The following is a 20,623-nucleotide window of genomic DNA, read 5'->3' as shown; positions in this document are numbered from 1 at the left end:
CGACGCGCTGCCCGCCGACCCCGCCGATGGGCGCTCCCGCGGGCAGAAGATGGCCGACTGCCTGCTCGACCTGGTGCTGCGCCCCGGCGAGACCGGCCTGGCGCCGGTGCAGGTCGTCCTGTCGGTGATCGCACCGCTGGGGGCGCTGCTCGGTGGGGACCAGCCGTGCGAGATCGACGGTCAGGTGGTGCCCGCCGAGACGGTGCGTGCGCTGCTGGCCGCGCTGACCGGACACCCGCTGGTCGCCACCGCAACCGCCACCCAGGCCGAGGACGCTCCGGCCGACACCGCTCCGACCAACACGGCCGCGTCCGCTGGCAGGCATGCCCTCGGTCCGATCGAGGTTCCGGTGTGGCGGGACGTTGCGGTGGATCCGGAGTTCGAGCGGTGGTGGACCGAGACCGTGCACCGGGTGCTCATCGAGGAGCTGGCCGGCCGAGGTGCCCCTTCCCTCGACCCCGCGAAGGTAGAGGCCGCGTGGACCGCCGACCACCCACCGCCGGATCCCGCCAGCCCGACTCGCTCCGACACGCCACCCACCGGCACCGAGGATGGCTGGTGGGCGCGCGCCGACCGGGCGGTCGAGGACGCCGGGGATGCGGTCCTCGCCGCCCAGCAGGCCCTCGGCCACGCCCACCGCCTCGTGGCCACCGCCGCCCGGGCCGACGCCGCCGACGAGACCGCCTGGGCGCACAGCCCCGCCGGCCGGGTCACCGCCGCCCCCGACGCCCTCACCGCGCTCGGGGCCGCCACCGACCAGGCCCGTCAGGCGCTCGCCGGCCTGCTGGCCACCACCGGCGGCGGCGGGCTGGCCGACCGCCCCCGGATCGTGCTCACCGACGCGCTGACCGGCGCGCTGCTCACCCTCATCGACCTGCCCGCCCTGCGTCGCGCCGGCCGCGCCGGCACCGGGCTGAGCACTCCCGGCCCGACCGACGGCTACCGCCCCGGCGCGGCGCTGGACCGGCACGTCCGCGCCCGCGACCGCCGCCGCCGCTTCCCCGGCTGCCGCCGCCGCGTACCGAGAAGCGGCGAACTCGACCACGCCGTCCCGTGGCCGGCCGGACCCACCGCCGCGGGCAACCTCACCGGCTACTGCACCGGCCACCACCGCGGCAAGCACCAGGCACCCGGCTGGCGACACACCCTCGCCCCCGACGGCACCCTCACCGTCACCACACCCACCGGCCTCACCGCCACCACCACCCCACCGCCCTACTGAGCCGACGGCTCCCGGTCGAGGCGGGACGGGAATGTCCCCGTGCGCCGGGTGTTGGACGGGATGCCGGTCCGGTCCATGCCCCCGGGCCTCACCACCTGCCGCTGCGAGCGGCCACTCGCCGAGAGGCGGCTGTCGGGCCGGCACGACGTGCAGCGCCCGGTCCCTCAGGACCGGGCGCTGCCGCGTCCCGGGGTCGGGACGGCGGAGGCCCGTGCCAGGGTGGCCGCATGCGCGTCGTCGTCACCGGCAGCTCCGGCCACCTCGGCGAGGCCCTGGTCCGCGTCCTGCGCGCCGCCGGCGACGACGTCGTCGGGCTGGACCTGCTGCCCTCGCCGTGGACCGACGTCGTCGCCTCGGTCGCCGACCGCGCCGCCGTCCGGGACGCCCTCGCCGGCGCCGGCGCTGTGCTGCACACCGCCACGCTGCACAAGCCGCACGTCGGCACGCACAGCCGGCAGGACTTCGTCGACACCAACGTCACCGGCACCCTGGCCGTCCTCGAGGAGGCGGCAGCCGCGGGCGTCGGCCGCGTGGTGGTCACCAGCACCACGAGTGCCTTCGGTCGCGCGCTGACCCCCGCTCCCGGCGAGCCCGCCGCGTGGGTCACCGAGGCCGTGCCGCCGCGGGTGCGCAACGTCTACGGCGCCACCAAGGTCGCCGCCGAGGACCTGTGCGAGCTCGTCGCCCGCAACACCGGCCTGCCCGTCGTCGTCCTGCGCACCTCGCGCTTCTTCCCCGAGGGCGACGACGCCGACGACGTCCGCACCGCCTTCGCCGACGACAACGTCAAGGTCAACGAGCTGCTGTACCGGCGCGTGGACCTCGCCGACGTCGTCTCCGCCCACCGCGCCGCCCTCGACCGCGCGCCCGCGCTCGGGTTCGGCCGCTACGTCGTCAGCGCCACCACGCCCTTCGGCCGGGACGACCTCGCCCAGCTGCGCACCGACGCCCCCGCCGTCGTCGCCCGGCTGTTCCCCGACGCCCCGGCGCTCTACGAGCGGCTGGGCTGGCGGCTGTTCCCGTCGATCGACCGCGTGTACGTCAATGACGCCGCCCGCGCCGACCTCGGCTGGACACCGGAGTACGGCTTCCGCACAGCCCTCGACCTGCTGGCCGCGGGCCGCCCGCCGCGCAGCGAGCTCGCCCGCACGGTCGGCGCCAAGGGCTACCACGCCGGGTCGACCGGCCCCTACACGTTGCGGTGAGCGCGGGCCGGCCGACCCGGACGCGCGGTCAGGCGGCGCAGTCGAAGGTCAACGCCAGGTCACCCGGTCCCGGGGCCGGCGGGTCCGTGCCCTCGAGCGCCCAGGCCCAGACGTAGGCGAGCGCGTCGAGCCGGTTGGTCCGGCGCGCGCACAGCGCGAGGTCCCAGCCGAGTGCGGCGAACTGCCGCGCCATCTCCGCGCCCAACCCGGAACTCGCGCCGGTCACGACGACGACGCCCCTGCTCGCGGAGGACGGGGAGCCGGGCGAGGAGGTGTGCACCCGCGCACGCTAGATCCGGCCGGTCCGGGGCCGGTGCCCGGGTCAGGTCCGGGCGGCGACCGGGCCCACCTGGGCCAGCACGAACCCGGCGACGACGTCGTGCACGGCGTCGCGGTCGTGCTCGTTGAGGACGTCGTGCAGGTCGCCGGGGAAGGTGCGCAGCGTCGCGTGCGGCAGCCGGGCGACCAGCGCGCGCGAGTCCCCGACCGGGACGACGGGGTCTGCCTCGCCGTGCAGGACCAGGGTCGGGACCGACGGCCGTCCCTCGGCGAGACCCGCGGTCACCGCCGCCCAGGAGGCCACCACCGCCTCGACGGTCCGCCGCGGCACCGGCCCGCGGGACACCAGCGGGTCCGTCCGCAGCGTCTCGAGGTAGCCGGGGTGCGTGCTGAACGCCGCGGCCGGGTCGAGCTCCCCGACCTCGGCGTCCGCGGCCAGCAGCTCCTCGACCCAGGGGAGGGGCTGGGCCGGGGGTGCGGAGACCACCAGGGCCCGGGCGATCTCCGGGGAGCGCTGGGCCAGCAGGAGGGTGGCCACGCCGCCGCCGGAGTGCCCCATGAGCACCAGCGGGCGGCCCGGGTGCCGGGCCCGCGCGAGTCCGGCGAGGGTGCGCGCGTCCTCGACCTGGTCGTCCCTGCTGACCGTCAGGTCGCGCTCGCCGTCGCTGCGGCCGTGGCCGGCGGCGTCGAGGGCGTGCACCGCGATCCCGTCGGCGGCCATCCGCCGGCCGAGGGGCTCGTAGAGGCCCAGGTGCTCGCCGAAGTCGCCGTGGCAGAGGACGACGACGGCGCGGACGTCGCCGTCGGGGAGCCAGGCGTCATGGTGGACGCGGCCACGGGAGCCGTCGAAGAAGGGCATCGCGGCCCCTCCCTCCAGGTCGGGTGGACGGGACCCCCGCGCCGCGGATGCTCCTCGCGGTCGACGCGCCGGTGCGGTGTGGCGTCCGGGTGCGGGGGAGCGTCCGGCGCCGCGTCACCCGTGCGGCCCCGGACCCGCACGCACAGCGGCCGACGGGTGCCCCGGTTCGGGTTCGCGGCGCCCGGGCAGGATCGGGGCCATGACCTACGCCGCTGCGGAGAACCGCTACGACTCGATGACCTACCGCCGCACCGGCCGCAGCGGCCTGGACCTCCCGGTGATCAGCCTGGGCCTGTGGCACAACTTCGGCGACGACGTCCCGCTGGACCGCCAGCGCGCCATCCTCCGGCGGGCCTTCGACCTCGGGATCACCCACTTCGACCTGGCCAACAACTACGGCCCGCCCTACGGCAGCGCCGAGACCAACTTCGGCCGGCACCTGCGCGACGACTTCCGCCCGTACCGCGACGAACTGGTCCTCTCCACCAAGGCCGGCTGGGACATGTGGCCGGGCCCCTACGGCCAGGGCGGCGGGTCGCGGAAGTACGTGCTGGCCAGCCTCGACCAGTCGCTGGCGCGGATGGGCGTCGACTACGTCGACGTCTTCTACTCCCACCGGCCGGACCCCACGACGCCGCTCGAGGAGACGATGGGCGCGCTGGACACCGCCGTCCGGTCGGGCAGGGCGCTCTACGCCGGCATCTCGTCGTACTCGCCGCAGGACACCGCGCGGGCGGCGGCGATCCTGGCCGACCTCGGCACGCCGCTGCTGATCCACCAGCCGAGCTACTCGATGCTCAACCGCTGGATCGAGACCGAGGGCCTGCTCGACACCCTCGCCGACGTCGGCGCCGGCTGCATCGCGTTCTCCCCGCTGGCGCAGGGGATGCTCACCGACAAGTACCTCGGCGGGATCCCCGAGGGCTCGCGGGCCAGCCAGGGCAAGTCGCTCTCGCCCGAACTGATCACCGACCAGGCGCTGACGCACGTCCGGGCGCTCGGGGAGCTGGCTGCCGAGCGCGGGCAGTCGCTGGCCCAGATGGCGTTGGCCTGGGGGCTGCGCGACGAGCGGGTGACCAGCGTGCTGATCGGCGCCAGCAGCGCGCGTCAGCTCGAGCAGAACGTCGGCGCGCTCGAGCGGCTCGACTTCACCGACGAGGAGCTGGCCCGCATCGACCGGTACGCCGTCGACGCCGGCATCGACCTGTGGGCCGGCGCCCGCACGGCCTGAGCCGCGCACCGGGCCGGCCCGCGGGTGCCGCGGGCCGGCCCGGGATCAGCGGCGGCGGCGCCCGGCCAGGACGGCCAGCGCCACGAGCACGAGCGCCGCGGCGGCCACCGGTGCGGGACCGCCGCTGCGCAGGGCCCCCGCGGGGTGCAGCCGCGCGCGCCGGGTGCCGAGCAGCGCCGAGCCGGTCGCCGAGTCGACGTCGGCCCCGAGGCTGAGCACCCGCCCGGACGGCCCGTCGAGCCGCGCGGTCAGCCCGGCGTGGGCGAGGGTGTCGGCCACCCGCGCCAGCTCGGCGCGGCCGGGGGGCCCCTGCGTCGCCGCCCCGCCGGCCACGCGGACCGCGGCGAACAGCCGCCGGACGTCGGGGGAGGTCACCTCGATCTCCTGTCCCGACGCCTGCACCCGGACGGGGACGCCGTCGACCTCGACGGACAGGTCGGCGGTGACGGCGAGGAGGGCCCGGTCGTCCCCGGGCGTCATCCCCGGCTGGCGTTCTCGGCGGTGGTGATCCGCAGGGTGCCGTTGAGCTTCCAGGTGGCGCGCGGCGCCTCGGGTCCGGTCTCGCGCGGCACCTCGACGGTCATGTCGACGAACTCGTAGTTGATCGCCGCGCCTTTGCCCGTGAGGTAGGACCACATCTCCTTGCCGAGGTCGGCGAAGCTGGTCGTCTCGTGGGACTTGATGTCGCGGGTGCCGGTGGCGGCATCACGCTTGGTCGTGTTCGGGACGGTCATGGCGGGCTCCTCTGCTCGGCGTGCGGTCAGCGGGTCCCTACCCCCGCGGGACGGTCGCACACGACCCGGCCGCCCACGACTCGCTGACTCAGGCCGGCGTCGTCCGGACCGGGATGCTCTCCCACGCGCGCAGGGTGTTGTTGTGGTGCCGCACGGTCGGGCCGGCCAGCTCGATCGTCCGCACCCGGCGGGCCAGCGCGGTGAGCAGCGACTCGGCCTCCAGCCGCGCCACGTGCTGGCCGACGCACTGGTGGATGCCCATGCCGAACCCGACGTGCCCGGACGGGTCGCGGGAGAGGTCGAAGGCGTCGGGATCGGCCCAGCGCCGCGGATCGCGGTTGGCCGCGGCGAGGAACATGAGGATCTTGCGGCCCTCGGGGACGACGGCGTCGCCGATGCGGACGTCGGTGGTCGCGGTGCGGAAGAACGTCTGCACCGGCGATTCCCACCGCACCGCCTCGTCGAAGGCCACCCGCGCCAGCGACGGGTCCGACCGCAGTCGCGCCCACTGGTCGGGGTGGGTGGCGAAGGCGTACAGGACGGCGGACAGCCCGTGCACCGTGGTGTCGACGCCGGCGGTCAGCAGCGAGCGGACGACGAGCGGCGCCATCTCCGGCGTGATCTCCCCGCGGTCGCTGGCCGCCCAGATGTCGGCGCCGAACCCCTCGGGTGCCAGCGCCTCGCGCCGGCACTGCGCGGCCACCCAGCCCGACAGCTCGGCCACCCGCGGCGCGCCCCTGGCCACCAGGTCGTTGGACGGGCCGAAGGCGTTGAACGCGTGGTCGCCGTAGGGCAGCAGGTTCTCCCGGCCCTCCGGCCCGAGGCCCACCGCGTCGGGGAACACCCGCAGCGGGAAGGCCGAGGTGAGCACCGGGACGGCGTCGAACTCGGTCCGCGTGGCGAGCACCTCGTCCACGAGCGCCTCGGCGTCGGCCCGCCAGCGCTCGGACAGCCGGCGCAGCGCCCGGGGCCCGAGGACCTTCTGCAGCACCCGGCGGGGCGCGTCGTGCCGCGGCGGGTCGGCCTCGAGCAGCAGGCTCGGCGGGCGCCACGGCTCCTCGTACCGGAAGTTGGACATGCCCACACCGGCCGCGGACTGGAACCCCTGCCAGTCCACGAGCGCCGCGTGCACCTCGGCGTAGCGCGCCATGGCGTAGACGTCGTAGCGGGCCAGGTGCACGACCGGGCCGGCCTCGCGCAGGGCGGCGTGCATGGCCAGCGGGTCCTCGAGCACCTCGTGCGAGAAGGGGTCGACGTCGCTGGTCGGGATGGTGGCGGTGGCGGTCATGGGGGACTCCGTCAGAGGTCGAGGACGAGGCGGTCGTCCCGGGAGCGGGAGACGCACACGTACATGCAGTCGTCGGCGGCGCGCTCGTCGTCGTCGAGCAGGGCGTCGCGGTGGTCGGGGCGGCCGGCCAGGACCGTCGTCTCGCAGTTGCCGCACACGCCGCGGCGGCAGGAGGACAGCACCTCGACGCCGACCCGGCCGAGCGCGTCGAGGACCGAGGTGCCGGGATCCACGGTGACCGTGGTCCCGGTGCGGGCGAGCTCGACCTCGAACGGCGTGGTGCGCGCCGGGGCGCCGCCGTCGACGGCGACGAACCGCTCGGTGCGCAGCGTGTACGGCGGCCAGTCCGCGCACGCGGCCTCCATCGCCGCGAGCAGGGGAGCGGGGCCGCAGGCGTAGACGCGGACGCCGGCCCGGGGCGCGCCGAGGAAGCCGGCGAGGTCGAGCAGGCCGGTCTCGTCCTGCGGCCGGACCAGCACGCGGTCGCCGTACGCGGCCAGCTCGTCGAGGAAGGCCATCGACCGCCGCTGCCGGCCGCCGTAGAGCAGTCGCCAGTCGGCGCCGAGCACCGCGGCCTGGCGCACCATCGGCAGCAGCGGCGTGATGCCGATGCCGCCGGCCACGAACAGGTAGCTCTCCGACGGCACCAGCGGGAAGTTGTTGCGCGGGCCGCCGACGCCCACGACGTCGCCCACCGCGAGCTCGTGGTGCACGTACGCCGAGCCGCCGCGGCCGTCCGGCTCCAGCAGCACCCCCACGCGGTAGGTGGCCGGGTCGAAGCGGTCGCCGCACAGCGAGTACTGCCGGGTCAGGCCGTTGGGCAGCACGAGGTCGACGTGCGAGCCCGGCGTCCAGTCCCGCAGCCGCCCGCCCGAGGGCGCGGCGAGGTCGAGGGTGAGGACGCCGTCGGCCCGCACCTGCTTGCCGACCACGCGCAGCGTGGCGACGTCGGTGGCGGGAGGAGCGGTCGCGGTCACACGACCAGGGTGCGGCCGGACGGTGTGACGTGGACAACGCTGTCTCAATGGACGAGAGTCGGGCCGTGCCACGCGTCGCGACGGGGGAGTCCTCGCTGTCCCGCGCCGTCCGCGTCCTGGAGGCGTTCACCTCCGACGAGCCGGAGCTGGGCGTCACCGAGGTCGCCCGCCGGGCCGGCCTGCACGTGGCGACGGCGTCGCGGATCGTCGGTCAGCTCGCCGGGCACGGGCTGCTCGAGCGGGCGCCCGACCGCCGCGTCCGCATCGGCATGCGGATGTGGGAGCTGGCCTCGCGGGCCTCGCCGACCCGCTCGCTGCGCGACGCCGCGATGCCCTACCTCGAGGACCTGCACGCCGTCGTCGGCCACCACGCGCAGCTCGCCGTGCTCGAGGGCGACGAGGTGCTCTTCCTCGAGCGGCTCTCGGCGCGCGACGCCGTCGTCAACTTCTCCCGGATCGCCGGCCGGCTGCCGCTGCACGTCTCCTCGTCCGGCACGGTGCTGCTCGCCTTCGGCCCGCAGGAGCTGCAGGAGCGGGTGCTCGCCCGCCCGCTCGAGCGCTACACGGACGCGACGGTGACCTCGCCGGCGCGGCTGCGCGCGACGCTCGAGCAGGTGCGCCGCCAGGGATGGGTGCTGCTGCCCGGGCACGTGCACGAGGACGCCGCCGGTGTCGCGGTGCCGGTGCGCAACGGCCTCGGCGAGGTCGTGGCGGCGCTGTCGGTGATCGTGCCGAACGACGAGCGGGCGCCCTCGGCGGTGCCGGTGCTGCTCGCCACCGCCCGGGGCATCGGCCGCTCCCTGACCGTCGGTGGGGGCGCCTAGCCTCCGCGCATGGGACCCCGGGTGGTGGCGTGGCGGCGGACCGACGAGGACGCCGGGCACAGCCTGGCGCGCCTCGAGCGCCGCGGCGGCGGCTGGCTGTTCCACGGCACCGAGGTGCTGGCCGGGCCGGAGACGCTGCTCGCCTGCTCCTTCCGGGTGGAGGCCGACGAGGTGTGGGCCACCCGCCGGGTCGAGGCGACCGCGGTGTCCGCCGGCGGCGAGCGGCGCCTGGTGCTGACCGCCGACGACGACCGCCGCTGGTCCCGCGACGGCGAGCGGCTGCCGGAGCTCGACGGCTGCGTCGACGTCGACGTCGCGGCGACCCCGCTGACCAACACCCTCCCCATCCGGCGGCTGGCGTCGCTGCGGACGGGCGAGGAGGTGACCACCCCGGTGGCCTGGGTCGACGTGCCCGGGCTCGGGGTGACCCGGGTCGACCAGACCTACCGCCGGCTGGACCCGTCGCGGTGGCGGTACTCCGACGACGCGCACGGCGCCTTCGAGCTCACCGTCGACGACGACGGCCTGGTCGTCGAGTACACCGGCATGGCCACCCGCGTCGCGGGCTGACCGTCAGGGCGCGCTGGGCTCGGGCAGGTCGAAGCGACGGCGGACCGCGGGGTCGGCGAGGAGCCCGGCCGGGTAGCCGGGCCCGGGGCGCACGGTGACGTCGTCGGCCCGCAGGTCCTCGCCGCACCCGGCGCAGACCACCCGGGCGCCGGCCTCCGAGCCGCACCGGTCGTGGCGCACGGTCACGGGCGTCCCCTCCTCGCCGGCCAGCCACCGATCGCCCCAGGCGTTGAGGGCGGCGAGGACGCCGAACAGGTCGCGGCCCCGCTCGGTGGGCACGTAGTCGACGCGCACCGGCTGGTCCTGGTAGGGCCGCCGCTCCAGGACGCCGGCCTCGACCAGGCGCCGCAGCCGCTCGTCGAGGGTGTTGCGGGCGATCCCCAGCGAGGCGACGAAGCCGTCGAAGCGGGACTCCCCGTAGAAGACCTCGCGCAGCACCAGCAGCGTCCAGCCGTCGCCCAACAGGTCCGCCGTCCGGGCGATCGAGCACGGCCAGCCCTCGAACGACGTCCGTCTCATGCGCCGCACGTTACCGGGTCCCATGACGCAACCCAGCTGCTAGCGTCCGGTGGGTCTCGTCCTGCAACCCACTGGGGGTCCCCGTGCCGACCGCTGCCGACCAGCCCACCGTCACCGTCGAGCGGGACGGGCACGTGCTGCTCATGGGCCTGCACCGCCCGCACAAGCGCAACGCCTTCGACCGCGCGATGCTGGCCGAGCTCTCCGCCGCCTACGGACTGCTCGAGCGCGACCCGGACCTGCGCTGCGGCGTGCTGTTCGCCCACGGGGACCACTTCACCGGCGGGTTGGACATGGTCGACGTCGGCCCGGCGGTGGCCGCGGGGGAGAGCCCGTACCCCGCGGGCGGCGGGGACCCGTGGCGGCTGGCCGGCGACTGGACGACGCCGGTCGTCGCGGCCGCGAAGGGCTGGGTGATGACGCTGGGCATCGAGCTGCTGCTCGCCGCCGACGTCCGGATCGCGTCCCGCGACGCCCGCTTCAGCCAATTCGAGGTGCGCCGCGGCATCTACCCCTTCGGCGGGGCGACCATCCGGTTCCCCCGCGAGGCCGGCTGGGGGAACGCGATGCGCTGGATCCTCACCGGTGACGAGTTCGACGCCGCCGAGGCCCTGCGCATCGGGCTGGTGCAGGAGGTCACCGACGACGGTGCCGCGGCGCTGGCCCGCGCGACGCAGATCGCGCACACCATCGCCGACCGGGCCGCGCCCCTGGGTGTGCAGACCACCCTCCGGTCGGCCCACCGGGCGCGGGACGAGGGCGACGCCGCGGCCGCCGCCCGGTTGGCCGAGGACGTCGCCCGCCTGTTCGCCTCCGAGGACGGCCGGGAGGGCGTGCAGTCCTTCGTCGAGCGCCGCGACGCCCGCTTCACCGGCCGCTGACGTCCCCGCGCGGACGGCGGCGCGCCCCGGACCTGCGACGACGTCGTCACGCTCGATCGAGCGGGCCGACCGGCGAGTAGCCGCCGCGCCGCCACCGGGACGCCGGCCCGTCCGGCGCGGACGGCCTCGTTGTGCCTCCCCGGGGAGGTGAGGAGCATCCGCTGCGCACGGGGGCCGCCCAGAAGGAGCTCCCATGCCTCGTTACATGATCATCGCGGAGTACACCGCGGAGGGAGCCCGGGGTCTCATGTCGGCCGGCGGGTCGGCCCGCAGGACGGTGGTGGAGAAGATGGTCACCGGGCTCGGTGGCCGGGTCGAGGCCTTCGACTTCGGGTTCGGCGGTGACGACGTCTACGTGACCGTCGAGCTGCCCGACGACGAGTCCGCCGCGGCCGCGGCCCTGACCGTGAGCGGCTCCGGGGCGGTGCGCGCGCGCACGGCCGTCCTGCTCACCCCCGAGCAGCTCGACCGTGTCGCCCAGCTCCACCCGGACTACGTCCCGCCCGGCAAGACCGGCTGAGCGCGACCACCCGGACCGCCCGGGCCCGTGGTGACCCGCGGCGGTCCGGGGTAGGGGGCCGGGCATGGACCTCCAGGACGCCGTCGTCGTCGTCACCGGGGCCGGGAGCGGCATCGGTGCCGCGCTGGCCCGCCGCTTCGCCGCCGAGGGCGCGGCCGCCGTCGTGGTCAGCGACCGGGACGGCGACGCCGCGCAGCGGGTCGCCGACGAGATCGGCGGGACCGCCGACACCACCGACGTCACCGACGAGGCCGCCGTCGCGGCCCTGGTCGCGCGGACGCTGGAGGCGCACGGGCGGGTCGACCTGTTCTGCTCCAACGCCGGCGTCTTCTCCGGCGGCGGGGTGGAGACGCCGACCGACGTGTGGCAGCAGGTCTTCGCGGTCAACGTGCTCGCCCACGTGTACGCGGCGCGTGCCGTGCTGCCCTCGATGCTCGAGCGCGGCTCCGGCTACCTGTTGAACGTGGCCTCGGCAGCCGGCCTGCTCACCACGCCCGGCGACGCCCCGTACACGGTGACCAAGCACGGCGCGGTCGCGTTCGCCGAGTGGCTGGCGGTCACCTACGGCGACCGCGGCATCGGCGTCAGCGCCGTCTGCCCGCTGGGGGTGGCCACGCCGCTGCTGCTCGACCCGCTCGAGGACGGCGAGGCCGCGGCCGCGGTGGTGGTGGCGTCGGGGCAGGTGATCACGCCCGAGGACGTGGCGCAGGTGGTGGTCGAGGGGCTCGCCGACGAGCGGTTCCTGATCCTGCCGCACCCGGAGGTGGGCACCTACTGGGCGCAGAAGGCCGCCGACCCCGGCCGCTGGATCGCCGGCGTCCGCAAGCTCGTGCGGAACACCGCGCGGGAGAGCTAGCCGCGCCGGCGGGCCGCCGCCTCGATCCCGACGGCCACCCGGCCCTCGGGGTCGAGGCGCTCCAGCACCGCCCCGGCGATCGACTCCAGCTGGGACACCTGCTCGGGGGTCAGGGCGTCGAAGACGTGCTCGCGCACCGTGGCCAGGTGGCCGGGTGCGGTCTCGCGCACCTTCGCCCAGCCGTCCTCGGTGAGGCGGGCGTTGGTGGCCCGCCCGTCGGACGGGCAGGGTGCCCGCTCGACCAGGCCGCGCTCCTCCAGCCGGCGCACGACGTGGGACAGGCGGGGGAGCGTGGCGTTGGTGCGGGTGGCCAGCTCCGTCATGCGCAGGGTGTGCCGCGGCGCCTCCGACAGCATCGCCAGCACGTGGTAGTCGAAGTGGGTCAGCGCGGCGTCGCGGCGCAGTTGGCCGTCGAGGACGCCGGGCAGCAGCTCCACGACGGCGACCAGGCGCAGCCACGCCGCCATCTCGTCGTCGGTCAGCCACCGGGGTTCCACGACGACATCGTCCCACTCCGGTACTTGTAGCTTCAACTTCTGGCGACTAGGGTCATCGGTTGTAGCTACAAGCGACTCGGAGGCCGGCATGACCCTCTCCCTCGGCGCGGACCTCGTGTCCCCGGTCCCCGCAGCGGCGGTCCGCACCCGCGTGACCGTGCCGCTGCGCTTCCCCGACGGGTACGCGACGACCGCCGAGGTGCTCACCTTCGACGGGCTCGCCGACGGCCGCGAGCACCTGCTGCTCGGCCTCGGCGACTGGCGCGGCGCGCTGGCCCGCTCGGCGGCCGGCGGGGAGGCGCCGCTGGTGCGCCCGCACAGCGAGTGCCTGACCGGCGACGTCTTCGGCTCCGAGCGCTGCGACTGCGGCCCGCAGCTGCGCGAGGCGGCCGAGCGGATCACCGCCGCCGGCGGCTTCCTGCTCTACCTGCGCCAGGAGGGCCGCGGCATCGGCCTGTACGCCAAGCTCGACGCCTACGCGCTGCAGGACGCCGGCCTCGACACCTACCAGGCCAACCTCGCGCTGGGCCACGGCGAGGACGAGCGCGACTACACGCCCGCCGCCCAGATGCTGCAGGTCGTCGGCGCCGACCGCGTCCGGCTGCTGTCGAACAACCCCGACAAGGCAGCAGGGCTCGAGCTCCTCGGCGTGGAAGTGACCGAGCAGGTGCCCACCGGCGTCCACCTGTCGGCCGCCAACGCCCGCTACCTCGCCGTCAAGCGCGACCACACCGCGCACACCCTCGACCTGTCGCTGGCGGGCTGACCGTGTCCACCACCGCGACCGCCGACGCGCGCATCGACCCGCGTCACCCCTTCGCCGCGCACCTGCGGCACGTCGGGGGGCTGGGGGAGCACCGGTCCTGGACGCCCGACGACGGCCCGCTGCCGGCGCTGTACCTCAGCCACGGCGCCCCGCCGCTGTTCGAGGACGCCGCCTGGATGCGCGAGCTGGCCGCCTGGGCCCGTGCGCTGCCCCGGCCGCGAGCGGTGCTCATCGTGAGCGCGCACTGGGAGTCGGACTCCCTCGGCATCACCAGCACCGTGCCGACCGAGCTGGTCTACGACTTCGGCGGCTTCGACCCGATGTACGGCCGCATGCGCTACGACACCCCGGAGGCGACGGCGCTGGCGCGGCAGCTGCGCGCCGTCCTGCCGGAGACCGCGCACGTCTTCGAGCACCGCGGCCGCGGCCTCGACCACGGCGCGTGGGTGCCGCTCAAGGTCATGTACCCCGAGGCCGACGTCCCGGTGCTGCAGCTGAGCCTGCCCACGCACGACACCGCCACCCTGCTGTCACTGGGGGAGCGGCTGCGGCCGCTGCGCGAGCAGGGCGTGCTGGTGGTCGGCTCCGGCTTCATGACGCACGGGCTGCCGTACCTCACGCGCGAGATGTTCGGCGGCGCCGTCCCCGGGTGGTCGGCGGACTTCGACGCCTGGGCCGCCGACGCCCTCGACCGCGGCGACGTCGAGGAGCTGGCCCGCTTCCGGCTGCGCGCCCCCGGGCTGCGCTACGCCCACCCCACGGTCGAGCACTTCACGCCGCTGTTCGTCACCCTCGGCGCCGCGACCGACCCGACGGCCGGCGTCACCACCGCGATCGACGGCTTCTTCATCGGCCTGGCGCGGCGCTCGTTCCAGGTCGCCTGAGCGGCCGGCGTCCAGATGCGCCCGTTGTCGACCTGGTGCTGCCTCCGGACGCGGGAGACAGCACCAGGTCGACATCCGGCGCGCTAGTTGACGACGTGCAGCTGGTCGATCCAGACGACCTCCCAGACGTTGCCGTCCGGGTCGGCGAAGCTGCCGGTGTAGCGGGCGTCCTCCTCGCGGGCGGGCAGGCCCGGCCGGCCCCCGGCGACGGCCGCGCGGGCCAGCCGGTCGTCGACCTCCTCGCGGCTGCCGGCGGTGAGGGCGTGCACCGCGGTGGGCGCCTGCGCCGGGTCGCCCGGCTCGCCGGGCAGCAGCGCGGCGAACCGCTCGCGGGTCTGCAGCGAGAGCACCTGGTCGTCGCCCAGCACCACCGCGGCCTCGCCGTCGTCGGAGGAGGTCTCCTCGACGCGGAAGCCGAGCGCCTCGTAGAAGGCCCGCGCCGCCCCGAGGTCGCGCACCGGCAGCTTGACGAACAGCATGCTCACGACGTCGCCCGGCTGCCCAGCTCGGCGAAGGTGTCGGCCACCCAGTCGGCGACGAAGGTGCTCACGTACGGCAGGTGGTCCAGGCCGATGTGCTCGGTGGCGCCCTCCTCGGGCGTGAACACCCGCAGCTCGCGCTTGGGGGAGTTCACGGCCTGCTCGTAGGAGCGGTGCGCCATCTCCAGCGGGATCTGCCGGTCGTTGGCCCCGTGCGCGACGAGGAACGGCACGGTGATCTGCTCGACGACGCCCTCGAGGTTCACGGCGTCGGCGAAGTCGAGGAACCCGTCGAGGTCGTTCTCGTCGCCGTCCTGGCCCCACACCCACAGCACGTGCGACCAGTAGTGCGGCACCGGCCGCTCGCCCTCGCGCTGCCGGCGGCGCCGCTGCACCGCGCCCCAGTCGTGGTTGGCGCCCCACGCCACGCAGAGCGCGAACCGCTTCTCGAACGCCGCGGCGCGCGGGGCGTAGTAGCCGCCCAGCGACCAGCCGACGACGCCGATGCGGGTGGCGTCGACGTCGTCGCGCGTCTCGAGGTAGTCGACGGCCGCCGCGCCCCACGCCTCGGTGTCGATGCGCGCGGTCAGCCTCTGCAGCCGCAGCGCCTCACCGGTGCCGGGCTGGTCGAGCATCAGGCAGGAGATGCCGCGGGCGGCGAGCTCCTCCCAGTGGTTGGAGGCGTACATGTGCTCCTTGGTGGAGTCCAGCCCGTTGACCAGCACGACCACCGGGACGGGGCCGTCGTCGGCGGCCGGCGCCTGGGAGAAGTAGGCCGGCAGCGTCGTGCCCTCGTAGGGGACCTCCACCCGGGACACCCGCGGGCTGTGCGTGTCGAACGCCTTCTGCGCGATCTCGAGCATCCGCCGGTAGGTGGGCACCCGGTCGGGGTCGGAGTGCGCGAGCATCCGCTCGGCCTGCGCGAGGTAGTTGCTGGCGCGGAACCACAGCTGCCCGGCGGTGCGGACGTGCCCCGCCTTCTCCGCCTCCTCGGCCTGGCCGACGAGCTGGTCGGTCAGCGCGGTCCAGGCGCGCAGGAAGTCCGGCGTCCCGGCGTCCTCGCCGGCGTTGGCGGCGTCCTTGATCGGCCGGCAGGCGCGGTCGACCTCGTCGATGAGCCCGCCGGAGTTCAGCGTGGCGACCACGCTGAGGTTCCAGGTGTAGGGGCCGGTGGGGAAGTACTCGAACACTGCGGTTCCTCTCAGGAGCGGACGGCGTCGCTGATCGACTTCACGCCGCCGTGGGCGGTCATGCCGCCGTCGACGGGGATCTCGGCGCCGGTGACGAAGGAGGCGCCGTCGCCGAGGAGGAAGGCCACGAGCGGGGCCACCTCGTCGACGGTGCCGGTGCGGCCGAGCGGGGTCTCGGCGACGTTGGCGTCGCGGAACGCCGGTGCCGCCGAGGCGGTCATCGGCGTCTCGATGTAGCCGGGGTGGATCGTGTTGACCCGGATGCCGCGCGGGCCGAGCTCCAGGCAGGTGGCCCGCGCCAGCCCGCGCAGCGCCCACTTCGACGCCGTGTAGGCCACCGGGTAGTGGCCGGTCAGGGCCGCCACCGAGCCGACGACGACGACCGAGCCGCCGTCGGTCATCAGCGGGGTGAGCGCCTGGATGCCGAGCAGGGTGCCGGTGACGTTGACCTCGGTGACCCGCGCGAGGTCGGCGGGGTCGAGGTCGGCCAGCCGCGCCCGCCAGGTGATCCCGGCGTTGGCGACCAGCCCGTGCACCCGGCCGTGCGCGCTCTCCAGGTCGGTCGCCAGCGCGGTCCAGCCGGCGGCGTCGGTGACGTCGAGCCGCCGGTAGGCCGCGCCGCCGAGGTCCTCGGCGGGCTCGGGCTGCACGTCGGTGGCCACCACGGTGGCGCCCTCGGCGGCCAGCAGCCGGGCCTCCGCGGCGCCCTGCCCCTGCGCCGCCCCGGTGACGACGACGACCTTCCCGGCGAGGCTCACGCCGGGCGCTTGCGCGTCCTCGGCCGCGGCCGGGCGGCCCGGACCGGCGGCAGCTCGACGCCGGCGACGACGCGGTTGCGGATGGTGCCGATGCCCTCGACCGTCATCTCCACGACGTCCCCGGGCTGCAGCGGGGGAGGGGAGAACTCGCCGCGGCGGCCCCACAGCTCGCCCAGGCAGCCGCCGTTGCCGCAGGTCCCCGAGCCGAGCACGTCGCCGGCCCGCACCTGCGTGCCGCGCGAGGCGTAGCTGACGAGCTCCTCGAACGGCCAGCCCATGTTGGACAGCAGGTCCTGGCCGATCTCGGCGCCGTTGACGCTGACCCGCATGTCCAGGGCCAGGAAGCCCTCGTCGTCGCGGTGGGGCTCGAGCTCGTCGGCCGTCACCAGCCACGGGCCGAGGGTGGTCGCCGAGTCCTTGCCCTTGGCCGGCCCCAGCTTGACCGCCATCTCGCGGAACTGGAGGTCACGGGCCGACCAGTCGTTGAGGACCGTGTAGCCGAAGACGTGCTCGCGGGCCTGCTCGGGGGTGAGCGAGGAGCCGTCGCGACCCACCACCACGGCGACCTCGAGCTCGAAGTCGAACCGCTGCGACCCCGGAGGCACCGCGACGTCGTCGTGAGCGCCGACGAGCGCGTAGGGGTTGGTGAAGTAGAAGGTCGGCGCCTGGTACCACTCCGGCGGGACCGCCTCGCCGCTCGGCGCCACCATGCCCTCGACGTGCTCCTCGAAGGCGACGAAGTCGCGCACCGTCGGCGCCTCGAGCGGCGGCAGCAGGCGCACCGAGTCCACCGGCACGGCCGGGCCCTGCAGGGCCGCCGTCCCGGCCTCGAGCGCGGCGGGCAGCCCCGCCCGGACGAGGTCGAGCACCGTCGTCCGGGCGGGGAGCGCGTGCAGCCCCGTGCTGCCGTCGGGGAGGTCGCTCACGACGCCGGCGGAGACGACCCCGCCGGCCTCCCAGGTGGCGAACCGCATCAGACCGGCGGGGCCACGAAGAGGCCCTTGTCCGGGTCGTTGAACGACTTCTTCGCGACGAACTCGTTCATCGCGTTGGCGGTGCCCCACTGGTCGCTGACCTCGGGGTTGGAGAAGTCGTAGACGTGCGGGTGCCAGGTGTCCTCGTCGAGCTCGTCGAGCTCGGTCGTGTACTCGACGGTGTTGCCGTGCGGGTCGAGGAAGTAGCTGAAGGTGTTGTTGCCGGCCAGGTGGCGGCCGGGACCCCAGATCTTCTCCACGCCCTGGCGCAGCAGCCGGCCGGTGCCGCGCATGTACTCGTCGATGCCGCGCAGCTCGAAGGAGGCGTGGTGCAGCGAGGGGTGCGGACCGCGGGCGATCGCCATGCTGTGGTGCCAGGCGTTGGTCCGCATGAACCACATCATGTTGCCCATGCGCGGGTGCATCAGCGTGTCCGACAGCGCGAAGGCCAGGTGCTTCTCGTAGAAGGCGAGCGTGCCCTCGGGGTCGGCGGAGTTGACCACCACGTGGGAGAGGCGGACCGGGATCGACTCGCCCTCCTCCACGGCGCGGTGCTGCCGTACGGCGACGTCGGAGCTGACCTCGATCGTGCGGCCCTCGTTGTCGAAGAACCGGAAGCCGTAGCCGCCGCCGGGGGTCTGCAGGTCCGTCGGCTCGTGCACCAGCGTCACGCCGTCGCGGGCCAGGTTGCCGGCGAGGGTGTCGACGTCGGCGCGGTCCTTGGCGCCGAAGCTGATGAGGTCGATCCGCTTGTCGGTGGACTCGCGCAGCCGGACGACGTACTGCTCCGGCGAGCCCTCGGCGGCGAGGAACGCCAGCCCGCTGTCGGTGTGCTCGGTGCTCAGCCCCCAGGTGCCGGAGAAGAACTCGAGCTGCTTGGCGAAGTCGGGCACGGCGAGGTCGACGTGCCGCAGGTGGGTGATCAGGCGCTGGGTCATGGTGTCTCCTGCGGTTCAGGCGGGCTGGCTGGTCAGCTGGGCGATCGAGCGCATGAGGCTCGGGATGTCGCCCTGCACGTGGTCGAGCTGCCACTGGGCGAGCTGGTTGGAGGCGTCGACGACGGTCCGCGCGCGCTCGCACCGGCGGGCGTGGAACGCGTCCCAGAGGTCCTGGTCGAGGGCGGACCGCTCGACGAGCAGCTCGGCGAGGACGACGGCGTCCTCCAGGGCCATCGCCCCGCCCTGGGCGATGGTGGGCGGGCAGGTGTGCGCGGCGTCGCCGATCAGCACCACCCGGCCGCGGTTCCAGGGCTCGTCGAGGACGTGCGTCTCGAACCAGGTGTAGTTCACCCGGCTCGGGTCGGTCAGCGTCTCGCGGATCTCGTCCCAGGGACCGTGGTAGGCCCGGGAGAGCTCCCTCATCGTCGCGAGCTGCTCCTCGGGGGTCAGCGCGCTGCGGTCCTGGGCGTCCTCGACGATGTAGGCGTAGAGGGAGTCCTCGCCGGTCGGGCAGTAGCCGGCGATGTAGGAGGGGCCGCCGTAGTAGAGGTCGGTCCGGGTGACGCTCGCCGGCCGCGGGCCGAACGCCCGCCAGATACCCATGCCGACCGACCGGGTCTCCAGGTTCACCCCGAGCGCGCGGCGGGTCCACGACCGGACGCCGTCGGCGCCGACCACCAGGTCGTACCGGCCGGTGGACCCGTCGGCGAAGGTCACGTCCACGCCGTTCGCGTCCTGGCCCACCTCGTTGTGGGTGGCGCCGAAGCGGACCTTGACGCCGACCTCGGTGGCGCGGTCGAGCAGGATCCGGGCCAGCTCCGGGCGGGGCATGCCCATGGCGGCGGGCAGGTCCGGACCCCCGGTCTTGGCGTCGGGGATCTCGGCGACCACGGTGCCGTGCGGGTCGGGGGCGCGGATGCCGGTGACGTCGAAGGCGTAGCCGGCCGCCTGCACCTGGTCCCACACCCCGAGGGCGCGCAGCTCGCGCAGGGCGTTGCCCTGCAGCGTGATCCCGGAGCCGAGCGCGGCGGTGTCGGGCTTGATCTCGACCAGGTCGACGGCGACGCCGGCCTGCGCGAGGTGGATCGCGGTCGCGGCGCCGGCCAGGCCGCCGCCGACGACGAGGACGCTGTTCACAGCGGGCATGTCGGACTCCTACTTGACGGCGATCGGGTTGACGGGGGCGCCGACGGCGCCGGTCACGCGCAGCGGGGCCGCGGTGAGCCAGAAGTCGTACTGGCCGTCCTCGGCGCAGTCCGCGGCGAGCGCGTCGAGGTCCCACATCTCGCCGATGAACAGGCCCATGTTCGGGATGGCGACCTGGTGCAGCGGCTGGAAGGCGACGTCGAACTCGTTGGGCCGGACCTCGAAGCCCCAGGTGTCGGTGGCGACGCCGGCGATCTCGCGGCCGTGCAGCCAGTCGGCGGTGGTGAAGGACAGGCCGGGGGCGGCGCCGCCGGCGTAGTCGCCCCAGCCACGTCCCTCGGCGATGTCGCGCCGCGCGCGGGCGAGCCGCCCGGTGCGCACCACCAGCAGGTCGCCGCGGCCGACCGCCGACGACGCGCCCTGGGCCTCGATGGTGGCGTCGAGGTGCTCGGCGGTGATGGCGAAGCCGTCGGGCAGCTCCCCGTCGGTGCCGATCGCCCGGCCGACGTCGAGCAGGACCCCGCGGCCGGCGATCAGGTCGGCGACGGTCTCGATGCCGGTCACCGAGTCGCCCATGCTGGTCACCACCTCGCCCGCGCGGCGGCCGTTCCAGGCCATGCCGTGGTCGAAGATGTGCCCGAGGCCGTCCCACTGCGTGGAGGCCTGCAGCGGCATGACGATGTAGTCATCAGCGCCGCCGATGCCGTGCGGGAAGCCCTGCACGCCACGCTCGGCGTCGGTGCCGGTGTCGGTCATCGTGTGGACGGGGTTGTTCCGCCGCCGCCAGCCCTTCTGCGGGCCGTCCATGTCGAAGGACTGCGACAGCGAGAAGCTCGCGCCCCGGCGGACCAGCGCCGCGCCCTCGCGCCGCTTGGCGTCGTCGAGGAAGTTCAGCGTGCCGAGCACGTCGTCGGCGCCCCACCGGCCCCAGTTCGAGCAGCGCTTCGCGGCGGCCGCGATGGCGCCCTCCGGATCGGTGCGGTCCAGCCGGTCAGGGGTCTCGTGCATGCCCTCGACAGTGGGCCA

Annotated in this window: 24 protein-coding genes and 1 pseudogene; 10 read left to right on the top strand and 15 right to left on the bottom strand. The window is 75.2% G+C overall.

Annotated features, from left to right (window positions below):
* Nucleotides 1–1,222: pseudogene (locus FN207_RS26365) on the top strand (HNH endonuclease); the annotation flags it as partial.
* A 227-nt stretch (nucleotides 1,223–1,449) separates the two neighbouring features.
* Nucleotides 1,450–2,427 (top strand): NAD-dependent epimerase/dehydratase family protein, encoded by a 978-nt coding sequence (locus FN207_RS16805; protein ID WP_142459612.1) that lies wholly within the window; start codon nucleotides 1,450–1,452, stop codon nucleotides 2,425–2,427.
* A 28-nt stretch (nucleotides 2,428–2,455) separates the two neighbouring features.
* Here the strand turns inward: FN207_RS16805 and FN207_RS16800 are convergent, their stop codons facing one another.
* On the bottom strand, nucleotides 2,456–2,707 hold the full coding sequence (locus tag FN207_RS16800) for an SDR family NAD(P)-dependent oxidoreductase (RefSeq protein ID WP_221888247.1): 252 nt from the start codon (nucleotides 2,705–2,707) through the stop codon (nucleotides 2,456–2,458).
* A 42-nt stretch (nucleotides 2,708–2,749) separates the two neighbouring features.
* Complete coding sequence (locus tag FN207_RS16795; protein WP_142459611.1) at nucleotides 2,750–3,565, bottom strand: alpha/beta fold hydrolase; 816 nt, start codon at nucleotides 3,563–3,565, stop codon at nucleotides 2,750–2,752.
* A 199-nt stretch (nucleotides 3,566–3,764) separates the two neighbouring features.
* Between FN207_RS16795 and mgrA the strand changes: the two genes are divergently transcribed.
* Nucleotides 3,765–4,796 (top strand): L-glyceraldehyde 3-phosphate reductase, encoded by a 1,032-nt coding sequence (gene mgrA / locus FN207_RS16790; RefSeq protein WP_142459610.1) that lies wholly within the window; start codon nucleotides 3,765–3,767, stop codon nucleotides 4,794–4,796.
* 45 nt (nucleotides 4,797–4,841) lie between these two features.
* Here mgrA and FN207_RS16785 read toward each other — a convergent pair whose 3' ends face one another.
* From FN207_RS16785 to FN207_RS16770, 4 genes are all read right to left on the bottom strand, one after another.
* A complete protein-coding gene (locus tag FN207_RS16785) occupies nucleotides 4,842–5,276 on the bottom strand; it encodes a hypothetical protein (protein ID WP_142459609.1) in 435 nt (144 codons plus the stop codon).
* Nucleotides 5,273–5,530, bottom strand: coding sequence for a hypothetical protein (locus tag FN207_RS16780; RefSeq protein WP_142459608.1), 258 nt, complete (start codon nucleotides 5,528–5,530; stop codon nucleotides 5,273–5,275). Before FN207_RS16780 ends, FN207_RS16785 begins: the two co-directional genes overlap by 4 nt.
* Nucleotides 5,531–5,618: 88 nt before the next feature.
* Nucleotides 5,619–6,818 carry a cytochrome P450 gene (locus FN207_RS16775; protein WP_142459607.1) on the bottom strand — a complete coding sequence of 400 codons (1,200 nt, stop codon included), beginning with the start codon at nucleotides 6,816–6,818 and terminating at the stop codon, nucleotides 5,619–5,621.
* Between the two features lie 11 nt (nucleotides 6,819–6,829).
* Nucleotides 6,830–7,795, bottom strand: coding sequence for a PDR/VanB family oxidoreductase (locus FN207_RS16770; RefSeq protein WP_142459606.1), 966 nt, complete (start codon nucleotides 7,793–7,795; stop codon nucleotides 6,830–6,832).
* A 65-nt stretch (nucleotides 7,796–7,860) separates the two neighbouring features.
* Between FN207_RS16770 and FN207_RS16765 the strand changes: the two genes are divergently transcribed.
* Together FN207_RS16765 and FN207_RS16760 are read left to right on the top strand one after the other, a co-directional pair.
* Nucleotides 7,861–8,619 (top strand): IclR family transcriptional regulator, encoded by a 759-nt coding sequence (locus FN207_RS16765; protein ID WP_142459605.1) that lies wholly within the window; start codon nucleotides 7,861–7,863, stop codon nucleotides 8,617–8,619.
* A gap of 9 nt (nucleotides 8,620–8,628) precedes the next feature.
* Nucleotides 8,629–9,189, top strand: coding sequence for a putative glycolipid-binding domain-containing protein (locus tag FN207_RS16760; protein ID WP_142459604.1), 561 nt, complete (start codon nucleotides 8,629–8,631; stop codon nucleotides 9,187–9,189).
* A gap of 3 nt (nucleotides 9,190–9,192) precedes the next feature.
* Here the strand turns inward: FN207_RS16760 and FN207_RS16755 are convergent, their stop codons facing one another.
* Complete coding sequence (locus FN207_RS16755) at nucleotides 9,193–9,708, bottom strand: winged helix-turn-helix transcriptional regulator (protein ID WP_142459603.1); 516 nt, start codon at nucleotides 9,706–9,708, stop codon at nucleotides 9,193–9,195.
* Between the two features lie 83 nt (nucleotides 9,709–9,791).
* Between FN207_RS16755 and FN207_RS16750 the strand changes: the two genes are divergently transcribed.
* From FN207_RS16750 to FN207_RS16740, 3 genes are all read left to right on the top strand, one after another.
* Nucleotides 9,792–10,589 carry a crotonase/enoyl-CoA hydratase family protein gene (locus tag FN207_RS16750; protein WP_221888246.1) on the top strand — a complete coding sequence of 266 codons (798 nt, stop codon included), beginning with the start codon at nucleotides 9,792–9,794 and terminating at the stop codon, nucleotides 10,587–10,589.
* Nucleotides 10,590–10,782: 193 nt separating this feature from the next.
* Complete coding sequence (locus FN207_RS16745; RefSeq protein WP_142459602.1) at nucleotides 10,783–11,109, top strand: GYD domain-containing protein; 327 nt, start codon at nucleotides 10,783–10,785, stop codon at nucleotides 11,107–11,109.
* 64 nt (nucleotides 11,110–11,173) lie between these two features.
* On the top strand, nucleotides 11,174–11,965 hold the full coding sequence (locus FN207_RS16740; RefSeq protein WP_142459601.1) for an SDR family oxidoreductase: 792 nt from the start codon (nucleotides 11,174–11,176) through the stop codon (nucleotides 11,963–11,965).
* On the opposite strand, the gene FN207_RS16735 is transcribed toward FN207_RS16740, so the two are convergent.
* Complete coding sequence (locus tag FN207_RS16735) at nucleotides 11,962–12,462, bottom strand: MarR family winged helix-turn-helix transcriptional regulator (protein ID WP_246066114.1); 501 nt, start codon at nucleotides 12,460–12,462, stop codon at nucleotides 11,962–11,964. The genes FN207_RS16740 and FN207_RS16735 overlap by 4 nt on opposite strands.
* 88 nt (nucleotides 12,463–12,550) lie before the next feature.
* Between FN207_RS16735 and FN207_RS16730 the strand changes: the two genes are divergently transcribed.
* Nucleotides 12,551–13,228: a GTP cyclohydrolase II gene (locus FN207_RS16730; RefSeq protein ID WP_142459600.1), complete on the top strand. Its 678-nt coding sequence runs from the start codon at nucleotides 12,551–12,553 to the stop codon at nucleotides 13,226–13,228.
* 2 nt (nucleotides 13,229–13,230) lie between these two features.
* Nucleotides 13,231–14,112, top strand: coding sequence for a dioxygenase family protein (locus tag FN207_RS16725; protein WP_142459599.1), 882 nt, complete (start codon nucleotides 13,231–13,233; stop codon nucleotides 14,110–14,112).
* A gap of 83 nt (nucleotides 14,113–14,195) precedes the next feature.
* Here the strand turns inward: FN207_RS16725 and FN207_RS16720 are convergent, their stop codons facing one another.
* From FN207_RS16720 to FN207_RS16690, 7 genes are read right to left on the bottom strand one after another with little or no spacing between them, the layout of a single operon-like run.
* On the bottom strand, nucleotides 14,196–14,591 hold the full coding sequence (locus tag FN207_RS16720) for a VOC family protein (protein ID WP_246066121.1): 396 nt from the start codon (nucleotides 14,589–14,591) through the stop codon (nucleotides 14,196–14,198).
* Nucleotides 14,592–14,593: 2 nt separating this feature from the next.
* Nucleotides 14,594–15,781: an alpha/beta hydrolase family protein gene (locus FN207_RS16715; RefSeq protein ID WP_142459597.1), complete on the bottom strand. Its 1,188-nt coding sequence runs from the start codon at nucleotides 15,779–15,781 to the stop codon at nucleotides 14,594–14,596.
* Between the two features lie 11 nt (nucleotides 15,782–15,792).
* The gene (locus FN207_RS16710) at nucleotides 15,793–16,539 is read right to left on the bottom strand and encodes an SDR family NAD(P)-dependent oxidoreductase (protein WP_142459596.1); all 747 of its coding nucleotides are present in this window, start codon (nucleotides 16,537–16,539) and stop codon (nucleotides 15,793–15,795) included.
* Nucleotides 16,536–17,513 (bottom strand): fumarylacetoacetate hydrolase family protein, encoded by a 978-nt coding sequence (locus FN207_RS16705; protein ID WP_142459595.1) that lies wholly within the window; start codon nucleotides 17,511–17,513, stop codon nucleotides 16,536–16,538. The genes FN207_RS16710 and FN207_RS16705 overlap by 4 nt, the downstream gene beginning before the upstream one ends.
* On the bottom strand, nucleotides 17,513–18,451 hold the full coding sequence (locus FN207_RS16700) for a VOC family protein (RefSeq protein ID WP_142459594.1): 939 nt from the start codon (nucleotides 18,449–18,451) through the stop codon (nucleotides 17,513–17,515). The genes FN207_RS16705 and FN207_RS16700 overlap by 1 nt, the downstream gene beginning before the upstream one ends.
* Nucleotides 18,452–18,466: 15 nt before the next feature.
* On the bottom strand, nucleotides 18,467–19,597 hold the full coding sequence (locus FN207_RS16695; protein WP_142459593.1) for an FAD-dependent oxidoreductase: 1,131 nt from the start codon (nucleotides 19,595–19,597) through the stop codon (nucleotides 18,467–18,469).
* A 9-nt stretch (nucleotides 19,598–19,606) separates the two neighbouring features.
* Nucleotides 19,607–20,605, bottom strand: a complete 999-nt coding sequence (locus FN207_RS16690; RefSeq protein WP_185938385.1) for a cyclase family protein — start codon at nucleotides 20,603–20,605, stop codon at nucleotides 19,607–19,609.
* Between the last annotated feature and the right edge of the window lie 18 nt (nucleotides 20,606–20,623).

It is taken from the genome of Geodermatophilus aquaeductus (assembly GCF_900182545.1).
In the GTDB taxonomy this organism is placed as follows: Bacteria; Actinomycetota; Actinomycetes; order Mycobacteriales; family Geodermatophilaceae; genus Geodermatophilus; species Geodermatophilus aquaeductus.
This window is presented reverse-complemented; position numbering and strand designations above follow the sequence as displayed.